The sequence below is a fragment of the Methanolobus psychrotolerans genome (genome assembly GCF_002243045.1).
Classification (GTDB): domain Archaea; phylum Halobacteriota; class Methanosarcinia; order Methanosarcinales; family Methanosarcinaceae; genus Methanolobus; species Methanolobus psychrotolerans.
This window is the reverse complement of sequence record NZ_MBKP01000010.1, coordinates 42,778-55,376: the sequence shown is the minus strand read 5'-3', so window position 1 is coordinate 55,376 and position 12,599 is coordinate 42,778. Positions and strand designations below refer to the sequence as shown.

15 protein-coding genes are annotated in these 12,599 nt (G+C 43.1%); 9 read left to right on the top strand and 6 right to left on the bottom strand.

Going from position 1 to position 12,599, the window contains the following annotated elements:
- Positions 1-97 precede the first annotated feature (97 nt).
- From BB781_RS05350 to BB781_RS05320, 7 genes are all read left to right on the top strand, one after another.
- A complete protein-coding gene (locus tag BB781_RS05350) occupies positions 98-1,576 on the top strand; it encodes an NAD(P)H-hydrate dehydratase (RefSeq protein ID WP_094227470.1) in 1,479 nt (492 codons plus the stop codon).
- Position 1,577: 1 nt separating this feature from the next.
- Positions 1,578-1,760, top strand: a complete 183-nt coding sequence (locus BB781_RS05345) for a hypothetical protein (protein WP_094227469.1) — start codon at positions 1,578-1,580, stop codon at positions 1,758-1,760.
- 13 nt (positions 1,761-1,773) lie between these two features.
- Positions 1,774-2,250: a cyclic pyranopterin monophosphate synthase MoaC gene (moaC, locus tag BB781_RS05340; protein WP_094227468.1), complete on the top strand. Its 477-nt coding sequence runs from the start codon at positions 1,774-1,776 to the stop codon at positions 2,248-2,250.
- A 67-nt stretch (positions 2,251-2,317) separates the two neighbouring features.
- Positions 2,318-3,166, top strand: coding sequence for a ribose-phosphate diphosphokinase (locus BB781_RS05335; protein ID WP_094227467.1), 849 nt, complete (start codon positions 2,318-2,320; stop codon positions 3,164-3,166).
- A 24-nt stretch (positions 3,167-3,190) separates the two neighbouring features.
- Positions 3,191-3,691 (top strand): hypothetical protein, encoded by a 501-nt coding sequence (locus BB781_RS05330; protein WP_094227466.1) that lies wholly within the window; start codon positions 3,191-3,193, stop codon positions 3,689-3,691.
- Positions 3,692-3,700: 9 nt separating this feature from the next.
- Complete coding sequence (locus BB781_RS05325) at positions 3,701-4,330, top strand: endonuclease III domain-containing protein (RefSeq protein ID WP_242492538.1); 630 nt, start codon at positions 3,701-3,703, stop codon at positions 4,328-4,330.
- Positions 4,327-5,109, top strand: a complete 783-nt coding sequence (locus tag BB781_RS05320) for a C15orf41 family protein (RefSeq protein WP_242492537.1) — start codon at positions 4,327-4,329, stop codon at positions 5,107-5,109. The genes BB781_RS05325 and BB781_RS05320 overlap by 4 nt, the downstream gene beginning before the upstream one ends.
- 12 nt (positions 5,110-5,121) lie before the next feature.
- On the opposite strand, the gene BB781_RS05315 is transcribed toward BB781_RS05320, so the two are convergent.
- Positions 5,122-5,349 (bottom strand): hypothetical protein, encoded by a 228-nt coding sequence (locus BB781_RS05315; RefSeq protein WP_094227465.1) that lies wholly within the window; start codon positions 5,347-5,349, stop codon positions 5,122-5,124.
- 217 nt (positions 5,350-5,566) lie between these two features.
- On the opposite strand from BB781_RS05315, the gene lysS reads away from it, so the two are divergent.
- Positions 5,567-7,162 (top strand): lysine--tRNA ligase, encoded by a 1,596-nt coding sequence (lysS, locus tag BB781_RS05310; protein ID WP_094227464.1) that lies wholly within the window; start codon positions 5,567-5,569, stop codon positions 7,160-7,162.
- A gap of 2 nt (positions 7,163-7,164) precedes the next feature.
- Positions 7,165-7,821 carry a class I SAM-dependent methyltransferase gene (locus BB781_RS05305; RefSeq protein WP_094227463.1) on the top strand — a complete coding sequence of 219 codons (657 nt, stop codon included), beginning with the start codon at positions 7,165-7,167 and terminating at the stop codon, positions 7,819-7,821.
- On the opposite strand, the gene BB781_RS05300 is transcribed toward BB781_RS05305, so the two are convergent.
- From BB781_RS05300 to BB781_RS05280, 5 genes are all read right to left on the bottom strand, one after another.
- Positions 7,818-8,063: a pro-sigmaK processing inhibitor BofA family protein gene (locus BB781_RS05300; protein ID WP_094227462.1), complete on the bottom strand. Its 246-nt coding sequence runs from the start codon at positions 8,061-8,063 to the stop codon at positions 7,818-7,820. The two genes, BB781_RS05305 and BB781_RS05300, sit on opposite strands and share 4 nt — an antisense overlap.
- Positions 8,064-8,113: 50 nt before the next feature.
- Positions 8,114-8,533, bottom strand: a complete 420-nt coding sequence (locus BB781_RS05295) for a nucleoside 2-deoxyribosyltransferase (RefSeq protein ID WP_094227461.1) — start codon at positions 8,531-8,533, stop codon at positions 8,114-8,116.
- Positions 8,530-11,001, bottom strand: coding sequence for a DUF3656 domain-containing U32 family peptidase (locus BB781_RS05290; protein ID WP_094227460.1), 2,472 nt, complete (start codon positions 10,999-11,001; stop codon positions 8,530-8,532). The genes BB781_RS05295 and BB781_RS05290 overlap by 4 nt, the downstream gene beginning before the upstream one ends.
- Positions 11,002-11,107: 106 nt before the next feature.
- On the bottom strand, positions 11,108-11,542 hold the full coding sequence (locus BB781_RS05285; protein ID WP_094227459.1) for a membrane-binding protein: 435 nt from the start codon (positions 11,540-11,542) through the stop codon (positions 11,108-11,110).
- A gap of 202 nt (positions 11,543-11,744) precedes the next feature.
- A complete protein-coding gene (locus tag BB781_RS05280; RefSeq protein ID WP_094227458.1) occupies positions 11,745-12,452 on the bottom strand; it encodes a class I SAM-dependent methyltransferase in 708 nt (235 codons plus the stop codon).
- Positions 12,453-12,599: the final 147 nt, after the last annotated feature.

Sequence of the window (12,599 nt, the reverse complement as noted above, 5' to 3'; positions counted from 1 at the left end):
AAGGGTTATTTATCATAAAATGATTTTCAATTAAAGAAAGCAAAAACAACATATCAACTGATAAATAGAATGCAAACTAAGGGATAAATAGGTAACCATGTCCTCTATCACTTCTTCAAAAATGCGCTCTGTTGATGTCAATTGCGCATACATTGGTCTCAGCCAGCTCCAATTGATGGAAAATGCAGGTGCTGCAATTGCCCGTGAAACTATGTCCCGTATAAGTTCCGGGAAGGTACTTTTCGTTTCTGGAAGGGGTAACAACGGAGGCGATGCATTTGTCGCTGCAAGGCATCTTGCACTAAGCGATGCTTATGATGTAAGGGTGATACTTACAGCTCATTCTTCCCGGATAAGGACGGAAGAGGCCAGACATAATTTCTCCCTTCTGGCCTACAGCGGTATAAGGGAGCTAAAAGAAATACCGGACTCAAAGGAACTCGAGAAATATCCCGGCTGGAAGGATGCTGATATTATTGTTGACGGGGTTCTGGGCTCAGGAATAAAAGGCGCACCAAGAGAACCGGAGTCAACTGCGATAGATCTTATTAATTCTTCGGGTTCGTATGTAATTTCCATAGATTCGCCTTCAGGATATGATCTCGATGGCGGAGATATATCTAAAAGTGTTTTTGCTGATATGACCGTTACCTTCCACCGGATGAAGACTGGTCTGGAACTTCCGGGTTCTGACAGGTATACAGGTTATGTGAAAGTGGTTCCTATTGGTGTTTGCAGGGACGCAGAGGAATATGTTGGTCCAGGTGACCTTATGAACCTTCTCCGCCGGAAACAGGATGCTCACAAAGGAGATTCCGGTCGTGTTCTTGTGATCGGCGGAGGTGCATACTACGGAGCACCGGCTCTTGCAGCCATGGCAGCACTTCGTACTGGTGCCGATATTGTGACTGTGGCAGTGCCTGAGAATGTTGCAGATGCGGTGGCGTCCTTTTCTTCCAATCTTATAGTTGTACCTCTTTCAGGGGACCGGCTAAATCCAGCAAACCTTCCGGTGCTAAAAAATCTCATAGAATCCCATGATGTTGCTGTCATAGGACCGGGCATTGGCAGGGATGCAGCAACCCTTGAAACAGTGGAACAACTTCTTCCTTTCTGCAAAAAGGCAGTAGTCGATGCGGATGCCCTTTATGGTCTGAGTTTGCCTGTAAAAAGTGAAGGAAAATTCATCTTAACACCACATGCTGCAGAATTCTCACGACTCCTGGGGGAGGAAGTTCCCCGGACATTTGCCGAAAAGAAAGGTCTTGTCACCCGATTCGCAGGGGAAAAAGGTGTCACAGCAGTTCTGAAAGGAAAAATTGATGTAATCTCGGACGGGGTTACAACCCGGCTTAACAGGACTGGCAACGCCGGGATGACAGTTGGAGGCACGGGGGATGTACTTACAGGTATCACAGGAGCTTTGTTTGCGGTTAACGATGCAATGGATGCGGCATCATGTGCAGTATTTATAAATGGTGTTGCGGGTGATCTTGCATTTGATGAAAAAGGGTTCGGTTTGCTTGCGACAGATATAATTGACCGGATAACAGATGTTATATCAGAGGTGTTTTGATATGGTGCAGGATAACAGAAGAGTAAGCGTGGACATCGAAAGGAAATGGATCCGTATAACTATAAATCATGGAAAGGATGAAGAAATTCTCAAACTTACCCTTGATGAGGCCACCAACCTGAAAGAACAACTAAATAGTACTATTGAGGATTACCTGCAAAGGCAGAACATAAGAATTGATTAAAAACGGTGATTAATTGGAAGCTACATTCACACATATTGAAAATGACCGTGCTGTCATGGTGGACATCAGCAGGAAAGATGTCATTGTAAGAAAAGCCATAGCTTCCGGGGAGATAGTTCTTAGTGAAGCAACAATAGAAAAAATATCCACCGGGGCAGTTGAGAAGGGCAATGTACTTTCCACTGCACGCATAGCTTCTATTCTTGCGGTTAAGAAGACTCCTGAACTTATTCCCATGTGTCACCAGATCCCAATTACTTCAGTTGATGTGGACTTTTCAATTTATGATAATATCGTTTGCGCAAAGGTAGAGGTGCGTTCTGTCGGAAAGACCGGTGTGGAAATGGAAGCACTTACTGGTGTCTCAGTAGCATTGCTTACTGTATGGGACATGGTAAAGTCAGCTGAAAAAGACGAAACTGGTAATTATCCTGCTACCTTTATCCAAAATATAAAGGTTCTTGAGAAAGTAAAGGGGAACCAAAACTAATGTATTATAAGGATGCATTAGGAAACATTCAGATATTGAAAAATGAAATCTTAAAGAGGTACATTATTTGAAGATCATAGGAGGACCCGCATCCCAGGTTCTTTCATCAAGGGTTGCAAGAGAGTTAAATATAGAACCTACAGTGTGTGATTTCACAAGATTCCCTGATGGTGAACTGTACTCACGCATCCTTGATGAGGACGTGGATGAAGTTACCATTATACAGAGTACGACAACAGACTCTGATCTTGTCGCATTGCTGCAGCTTATAGATGCCTGTGAGGATTCACCTGTCATCAACGTAGTTATCCCTTACATGGGGTATGCAAGACAGGACAAGAAGTTCAAAACAGGTGAACCTGTAAGTGCAAGGGCAATTGCAAGGACAATTAATGCTGACAGAATATTCACTGTGAATATCCATGAAGCCAGTGTACTTAACTATTTCAATGCAGATGCCTTTGATCTTGATGCATCCGGCCTGATCGGTTATCACATAAGGTATCTGAATCTCAACAATCCTTTGATAGTGTCTCCTGATGAGGGTGCAATAAACCTCGCAGAAAACACTGCAAAGGATGTAGGTCTTGAATTCGATTACCTGGAAAAGACCCGTTTGTCAGGTGACACTGTTACCATCAAGGCTAAAAATGTTGATGTGATGGGCCGGGATATCATAATAATCGATGATATGATAGCCACAGGTGGAACCATGGCAGAATCCATAAAACTACTCAGATCACAGGGTGCAAAGGATGTATATCTTGCATGTGTCCATCCGGTGCTGGCAAGAAATGCTGTACTGCGCCTGTTCAATGCAGGAGTAAAGGATATAATTGCAACCGATACTATAGAAAAAGCGCAGAGCTGTGTCAGTGTGGCACCGTTGATAGCCAATGCTTTAAGAAGTATATAACCATTAATATATTGAGGTTTGATCATGACGTTACCCGATGTTTGCCCCAAGGACGGAATTTCTCAGTGTAAGAAAAAGGCCTGCCATCTTTACGTAGTTGAATGGCGTACTGGGGATGAACAATGTGTAATTGGATATCGTGCAACCCATAAACAGCTTTCAAAGTCTATGCCCCTCGAAGATACCTATGCCCAGAGCACTCGCATAAGGCTTGGAAGGGAAGGCCCTCATGAAAGAGATGTCCGACATGGAAGTGATCACATATATGAAACGGTTAGCTATGCACCGGAAAGGAAGCATCTGCAAAGGTCGGAAAGTAATGTTGAAACGGATACTGCAACGTCCGAAGAGTCTCCACGTCCTGTAAGGTATGAGGAAGTTGTGGTCAACAATAAGGATACTACAGTTTTCGAATCAAAGCATATAGAAGAAACAAAAAGTAAGGATAACAGAAAAAGAACATCACTGGACAAGATGATGGACCTGGACCTTCCTGAGAACTACGAGGAAGAATTCTGGAAATAGTTTACCTTTATGAAATATATGAAACCGGAAATACTTTGCAGGGTATATGATCTGCTTCTGGATGAACTGGGGCCCCAAAACTGGTGGCCTGCAGAGACCGCTTTTGAGGTTGTTGTCGGGGCTGTGCTCACCCAGCAGACAAAATGGGCAAATGTGGAGAAAGCCATAGATGGTCTGAAAGAGCATGATTTACTCGAAGTTCAGGCTCTTGCAAAAGCTGATGTTGCGTTGCTTGAGGAACTTGTGAGGTGCTGCGGTTTCTACCGGCAGAAAGCCTCCCGTCTTAAAGAGATTGCAATGTTTTTTGCAGAACACGGTATGGATAAAGTTTTTTCCATGCATATTGAACAAATTCGCAGTACCATGTTATCCCTTAAAGGTATTGGCAATGAAACCGCAGACAGCATTGTACTCTATGCTGCCAATAAACCCAAATTTGTCATCGATGCCTATACCACCCGTATGATGAAATGTATCGGTATTCAAGGCAATTATATGCAATTGCAGGGAATGTTTGAGAAAGAACTTCCTACAGATGTCGATATCTATAAGGAATACCATGCCCTCATTGTTGAGTATTCAAAAGCCTATTGTGGCAGGAACCGATGTAGTGAATGTATTCTGACAGGAATTGAATGAGAATGGATATTGAAACCTATACCCATATATATGACAGCTTGGGAAGTGTCAAAGACGTAAAAAGTGTGGCAAAAGAGTTTTCGCAACCTGTCGGTACTATCCATTCCATACTTAACCAGAAGACTGTCACAAAGGTCAAGAGGAATTTCACAAGGGTCAAGAACAATAGTGCCAGGCATTTCCGACAGTGGCAGAAAGGTAAAAGTATATCTGAGATTGCCAGGAATAACGACATACCTGAAACCCTGATGGTTTCCATGATCCTCAAGGAGATGGGTCTTCCCAAAAAAGGTTTTATAAGGAATCTTGATGAGTACCCGGAAGGCCGCCTGAAAAAAGAGGTTATGGAAGCAATGGAGTCTGATTTCTTCTTTTCCCCGAAAGCACATGATATGCATGCGGAAAAAGGTAAACTGGGTGAATCTATCCTTGCCATCTGGCTTACTGAAAAAGAGCTGACATACAGGTCAGAAGATGACCTGAGAAGTGAAGGTTTTACAAAAACACCTGACTTCCTACTGGATGAAGAGCTTGATATTGATGGTGTAAAAGTATCCTGGATAGAAAGCAAAGCCCTTTTTGGTGATGAAAAGGAGCATGATTATTACATTAAGAAGCAGTTCAGAGAATACGAGGAAAACTACGGCATCGGTATGATCGTTTACTGGTACGGTTTCATCGATACTATCAGCTTCAATGGTAATATCATAAAAGATTATGAGTTCTTCGATGAAGGCGAGATGGTAGAAGAACTTTTGAATTTTAAGACATATTGGTAGTTATTTTAACTATTATTCATTCAGTTCCTTATTGAGTAACTTGAAGTTTTTTGTATACATCTGGTATACACCTTCCTCGTCATATATTACTACTTCTTTATTGATGGTGGCATGGTTGCCGTGTATGACCAGGAAAGGCCAGAGCTCGCTATTCTCAGGATCGCGTTGGTTCTTCATATTGAAGATGTCCTCTGAAGTGCTTATTGGTATCCTGTGTAATTTCTCTGTAATACGGGTCATATCTACTAGATATACTACCTGTTTATTAATATCTTTCGAGTTGCATTTGTATGAGGTCCGAATCTGTCCGTGAACGGACAAAATGTCATGATTTGATACCGGATTGGATTTTCTTCTTAAGCAAAGCTTATAATAGTAACAATCATCTAAGGTTACTGGCTTTTGAGCAGTAAATTTACTACATTCTTATATTATTTTATTATATATAGGTGAAATTATGGCAGACATTACACATTGGGCAGATGTCATAGCAGATGAGGTGCTTGCAAAAGGCACAAAGCATCTCGTTGCAACCGGTATCACACCCTCAGGTCACATTCATATTGGTAACATGCGCGAAGTAGTAACTGCAGATGTAGCATACAGGGCTCTTATTGATAAAGGAGCTGAAGCTGAATTCATCTATATTGCAGATACCTACGACCCTCTGAGAAAAGTCTATCCTTTCCTGGATGAAGCAAGCTATGCACAACACGTTGGAAAGCCCCTTTCTGAGATCCCATGTCCCTGCGGTGAGCATAAGAGTTATTCAGAACATTTCCTTGAGCCTTTCCTGGGAGCCCTTGAGCACCTCGGAATACACCCGAAGGTTTACAGGGCTGATGAGCTGTACAAAGAGGGAGTATATGCTGAAGCTATCAAACAGGCTCTTGTAAAAAAGGATGAGATTGCAGCGATACTTCAGAAATTGTCCGGCAAGACCCCGGCAGAAACATGGAGTCCTTTCAATCCTATCTGTTCTGAATGCGGTAAGATCAACACCACTATTGTCAAAGGGTTTGATCTGGATGCAGAAACAGTGGACTATGACTGTTCATGTGGAAACAGCGGTACAGTATCAATGAATGGTGGCGGCAAGCTCACATGGCGTGTTGACTGGCCTGCAAGATGGAAGGCACTAGGGGTTACAGTCGAACCTTATGGAAAGGATCATGCTTCAAGAGGCGGTTCCTATGATACGGGCGTGGCTATAGTTAAAGACATTTTTGGGTCTGAAGCTCCTCATCCAATTGTCTATGAATGGATCATGCTCGGTAAACAGGGCGCTATGTCATCATCAACAGGTGTCGTTGTTTCAATTTCAGACATGCTGAAGGTTGTCCCTCCTGAGGTACTGCGGTATCTTATCATCCGCACAAAGCCTGAAAAGCACATAAGGTTCGATCCTGCATTGCCACTGCTCACACTTGTGGATGAGTTCGAACGCCTGCATTCCAGTGATAACGCCACGTCCTACGATAAAAGGATGATCGAGCTTTCACATGCTGCAGGGCTTTGCCATACGGATATCCCATTCAAGCATATGACAACCATATATCAGGTTGCAGCAGGCGATTTTGACAGGATACTGAATATCGTCAAAAGAGCAGGATATGACACTTCAAATGAGAAGTGCATACGTGAGCTTGCCGAGAATGTCGGAAACTGGCTTGAGATGTACGCTCCCGACAATGCAAAGTTCAGCGTACAGGAAGAACTTCCTGTTATGGCGGCAACTATAACTGATTTCCAGAGAGCTTTCCTAATCTCATTTTCAGACCTGCTTGATAAGAGCGGTGAACTGACAGGTGAGGATTACCACAATCTGGTATATTCCTCAAAGGAACCAGGCAGTGAACTGAATACAATGATAGCAAATGCAATGGAAGTAGCTCCTGAATCATTACAGGTTGACCCGAAGGAACTCTTCAAGGCAATATACATCTCCGTACTCGGGCAGGCATCAGGTCCGAAGGCTGGCTGGTTCCTTTCCTCACTTGAAAAGGATTTTCTTGCCAGGCGTTTCAGGGAAGCAGCGGCATACAGACCCTGATCATGAGTGAACATTCTTTCCCGGGCGAAAGCTCTTGCAGTAAATCGCATTTCTTCGCCTGGGATAAAGAATACAAACACGTGATATGGGGCGGCCCCAGGCCAATCTCAATGCTTGAGGGGTTGATTTCACCTCCATCCCGTGTGCTTGACCTGGGCTGCGGGAATGGAAGATACCTTCTTCCTCTTTCACGGAAATATGATTCTGTAGGTACTGATGTATCAGTAACTGCGGTCTATAAGGCCCGTTCTTACATTTCTAAAAACAATACGCAGGCTGAGTGTCTTGTATCAAGCATAACCTCAATTCCTTTTTCCGATAACTCTTTTGATGCTGTCCTTTGCCTTGGGGTCATACAACATCTGCTGGAAGATGAAAGAAAACTGGCAATAAATGAGATCAAAAAAGTGATGAAAAACGGTGCTTTCCTTTTCATTGAAGTCTTTGGGACCGAAGATATGAGATACGGTGGCGATGAGATCGAGAAGAATACTTTCCGCAGGAAGAACGGCATCATCTACCACTATTTCACAGAATACGAACTTGCATCTTTGCTTACCGGATTTGATATTATAGAAATGAAAGATATTGTTTCAGAAAAAAAGTTTCATGGCACCCCTCACAGGCGCCACCAGATAAGGGCAATTGCCCGTCTTTAGAACACAATTCCAAGGTAATTTAAGACAATGATAAGTAGTGCACCTACAACTCCTGCAATTGCACATGCCAAAATAACTACCCAGGAATAAGCGATCTCCAGCCCCAGTACAAGGTTTGCAACAACGAGCACAATAAGTCCCAGGATTGTGTTTATTACCATGTTCTTTACGGTCTTCAGTACCTTCCAGAGAAGATATGCAGCTACAATAGCCACGATGAGGATTATTATTTCACTTACCATATACACCATTTTTGTATTGTTATGATAAGTATTTAATGCTTACTAAAAAATTAAGATTTGTTGAGAAGATGGAGAAAACGATCGATCTCTTCCTTTATGACATTGAAGCTGCTATATTCTTTACAGATTATCCGTTTATCTCCCAGTATCATTGCAGAAACATTGGTTTCAGGTGTGTACAGGCACAGGACAGGCATTCCTTTCTGTAATGCGCTGCAAATCTCATAGCCAACACCTATGGAGGGAGTGGTCACTTCTGCTATCAAACTGTCACTTTTTTCAAGGAACTCCATGTCACGTATGTATATCTCCTGTTCCGTTAACAGGGATTCAGTCTTCTCAAGTTCCGGGTCAGCAACATGCCAGCTAAGCACTTCGTGTCCGCTCTCCTGTAAGTAGTTGCACATATCGATATAGGTGGGCAGCATATGCCTGCCTCCCCTGATAGATGCTGAAAGGAATACGTTCATAGTACTCCCCTGTGGTAATGTCCCCTTGTATGGCATTCGCTGATGTCACTGCCTTCCCACACGTGCTTTGTGCTCTTACTGAAGTGGGAATCGATGCCATCCCTGTAGGCGCGAGTAACCTTTTCCACGCGTTCGTCATCTATGGTTCTTGCATCTATCCGCAGTCTTGAAACGCCTGCCCTGATTAGTTGTGGTATGTCTTCCAGCAGGCATAGCTCCCTGGAATTATAGATGTGAGTCCTGCAGTCAGAATCTGTCTGTATAAGGAATTCATATCCTTTCTCATCGACAAGCTCAAACCGCCCGCTTTTGCAGTGGGACCCACAGTTATCCTTCTGTCCCAGGATGCCCCCTATAAGGCAATGCTCAGACTCCATTATCTGGATCCCTCCGTGCACGATGTATTCACAATTGCCATAGAGAGCTATTTTGGTAATCTGCCCGAGATTCATTTCCACTGAAAGGGTGACTGTGTCTGCACCTTTCCCGGCCAGGAATTCAAGTGTATGCCTGTTGAATACATTCATAGGGCTATCTGTTACAGTTTTCATTCCTGATGCGGATGCTGTAACCATTCTGAAAACTCCGGCATTTGCGATTATGATTCCTTCAAAACCGAGTTTTTTTGCCATTGATATACTGTCTTTGACTTTCTTCATTTCCGCATCTTTTACAATGACCGGTGTTTGTAGGTACAATGGTACCTCTTTTTCGACTGCTAAAGTAATGGCAGAGCGCCAATTCTGGTCTTCAGTGTTTACCACGTCACTTTCAAGATATACAATGTCTGCTCCGCCCTTGATCGCAGATACAAAGGCATCAGGGTTGTTAACACTTACAGCAAGTAACGTTTTTTTGTCATCTATCTCCGTTTCCTGCTCTTCTGTCGGTGGAATATTATCTATACTTTGTCTGGCACGTGCCGGTCTTCTCCATTTTTCTATCCTTAGACTCTCAAGCCTGGATATTGCTTCATTCCTTGCATTGTTAAGTTCCTTTATTGGTATGAATGCATTATCAGGGATGTCTATCTCAATTCCGGAGGGTTCAAAAACAGTGTTCCCGGTCTTTGATAGCTGATTTCTGACATCTTCTGCAGTTGTCGGTCTTTTAAGTGATGTCTCAACTACATAATCGGAAATGACATTTGCAATATTGTTCTCATTGTCAGAAACCGAGAGTTCCATCTTCTCTCCGGTATGTGCCTTCAGGCTGATGGATACGGGAATCCTGCGTATTGGTGAAGGGGAACTGAAAGACTGCTGCAATCCTTTCATAAGGGAATCGTCCAGTGTCCTGTAAACGATTGTTCCGGGTTTTATTATCTCTTCAAAATTGAAAGAAATAATGTCACCATTTCCTGCACTTTTCACGGGCCTGTTGTCGACGAACATACCCCTGACAATAGTCCCTGATTCACGGTAGCCTTCAAAGCCGATACCGTCTCCGGTTTCAAGTTCTCCGGTGAGTTCTATTAGAAGGCTCTCGAATTTCTGGTTGTAACCTTTCACTTTTCCAACCATGATACCCTGGTTATGTGGTCTTTCACGGCTCATGAGGTCACCGGCAGGATCACCTTTGAAATAACCTGTTGAGAACTCCCGGTTGAAAAGTTGCTCAAGCTGCGTTGCTTCTTCTTCAGATACAAAATAATTGTCCGGATCTTCTACAAACCTATCTAGCAGCCGACGGTATATGCTCACGACACCTGCAACATATTCGGGTCGTTTCATACGGCCTTCTATCTTGAAAGAATCGATTCCGGCTTTTATGAGTTCAGGCAGCATCTCTGAGGTGTTCAGGTCTTTTGGACTCAGGAGGTAGCTACCTTCTGTTTTTTCTTCCCTTCCGTCCTTCAGGAGCCTGTACTGTTTGCGGCATGGCTGAGCACAATGTCCGCGATTACCACTTCTGCCTCCGATCATGCTGCTCATGAGACACTGGCCGGAGTAGCAGATACATAGGGCACCATGCACAAAAACCTCAATTTCAATTCCTGTTTGTGCTTTTATGATTTTTATCTCATCAAGTGAGAGTTCCCTGGCAAGAACTGCCCTTTTCACATCCATTTCCTTAAGTAAAAGGACACCTTCGGTATTGTGGATGGTCATCTGGGTACTTGCATGCACTGGAAGCGTTGGAACCATTTTCCTTGCAAGTGATAATAAGCCCATGTCCTGCACTATGATTGCATCTGTTCCCAGCTCGTCCAGGGTGTACATGATATCAAGGGCTTTTTCCACCTCTGTATCCTTTATGAGAGTGTTCAGTGTCACGTAGACCTTAACTCCCCTGAGGTGAGCAAAGTCAAGTGCTTCCCTGAGTTCCTCTATGGTAAAATTACCTGCATATGCCCTGGCGCTGAAATCCTTTATCCCGATATAAACTGCATCGGCACCATTTTCTACGGCAGCTATGAGGGATTCCATATTCCCTGCAGGGGCTAAAAGTTCAGGAGTTCTAAGCATGATAATCGCTCAGATGAGGTTACAGTATATAAATAGCCCCCCTTAAAAAGTCCTCATTCTGAGAAGGCTGCGGTTCCTTTAAAAAAAAAGAAAGAAGAAAAAAGGCTTATTGATTGTATTCTATTGTCTGGACATTGCCCTCTTCATCCATAATGGTCATCTTCCCGTCTTTCAGGCTCATCTCACTGACGAGGTTTTCGTCTGTATCATAGTACTTCCAGCTGAAAGTCTCACCATCTTCTGACCACATGTACTCTATCCTGGATACATCGTCCTCGGGGTTAGTGGATTTGAATTCTGCCTTGCACATACGCACTCCGTCAATTACCTCTGATCCGGTAATTACCATGGAAACTACTTCTCCAGTGCTAGTAGTAGATGTCCATGAAGAACCTACAGAGCACCAGTCATCTTCGTTAGTTGTGGTTACTTCCACTGTCTGTCCGTCATCGGTCTCATAGGTGGTACTATCCTTGTCACCGCAGCCGGAAGCAGCCACAGCTATCAACAACATTATAGTTATTAACATCTTTAATTTCATGATAATCCTCATTTTCGGAATACTCTTATAGGATTTAAGGATAGTGATTCTATCCTTTGTTTATCAATATGAAGGAAAGATGAATGACAGGAGCCGGAATTGTTCTTAACATCTTGAAAGTGCATTAACTTTTGACTGGAAAGCAATCTTTACTTTGTGCAACATTTCGTCTAATATTGTCATATGCGCGGGTCGAACCATCTCATTTTTTAATACACAGGTAGGTTGCCATGAATCCATTCTGGTACTGGGATTGTTCTATCCTGAAACCTGCTTTTTCAATTAATCCTTCCATTACCCAGTCAAAAGTTGAGAATTCTTCTTTTATGTGAAGTTTCATCTCATTGATAATTTCATCTCCGGCTTCAGGAGGCATCTTTTGAAACACCTGCGAGAAATAGAAATCAAAATCCCGGGTATCTGATGAAAAGACCACATCCTTCAGGTAGAACTTTCCTCCTGGTTTGAGCATCGAATTGACATTCCTCAATGCGATAAGTTTCCAGAAATCCGGTAGGTGGTGCAATACAAGCTGGGTTACCACTGCATCGAATTCCTTTCCTTTTGGCTCGAATGTCAGGAATCCAGCTTTGGTAAAGTCAATGTTGTCTCTACCTCTTGTAATTGATTTTTCCCTGGCAAATTCAAGCATTCCCTGAGAGATGTCTAAAGCAAGGACCTGTTTGCAGTATCTTGAAAGCTCAATAGAAAATTCCCCGGTTCCGCATCCGATCTCCAATACATTATGGTCCGGCCGGAGGTCAATGAGCTTTATCATGGTCTCAGCCTCTTCAGCTATGTTTCTGATAGTTCTCATCTTCCTGTCGTAGTTCTGGATCTCTTCTTCACTTGTATAATCGGTTCCTTTCTGAATGAACTCGTCGTAGTACCAGTCTGGCAATTCTTTCATAGTGATCTCTCTTTTCTATGTATGTGGCAGACAGCCTGTTATTCGCTTTTGTCAATTACCGTTTAGTGTAATTTACATACACAATATCTTTTAATATTTAAGGAATTATTGCCTGTATTCAAGAGGCTAAAAAAGTGATACATAAAA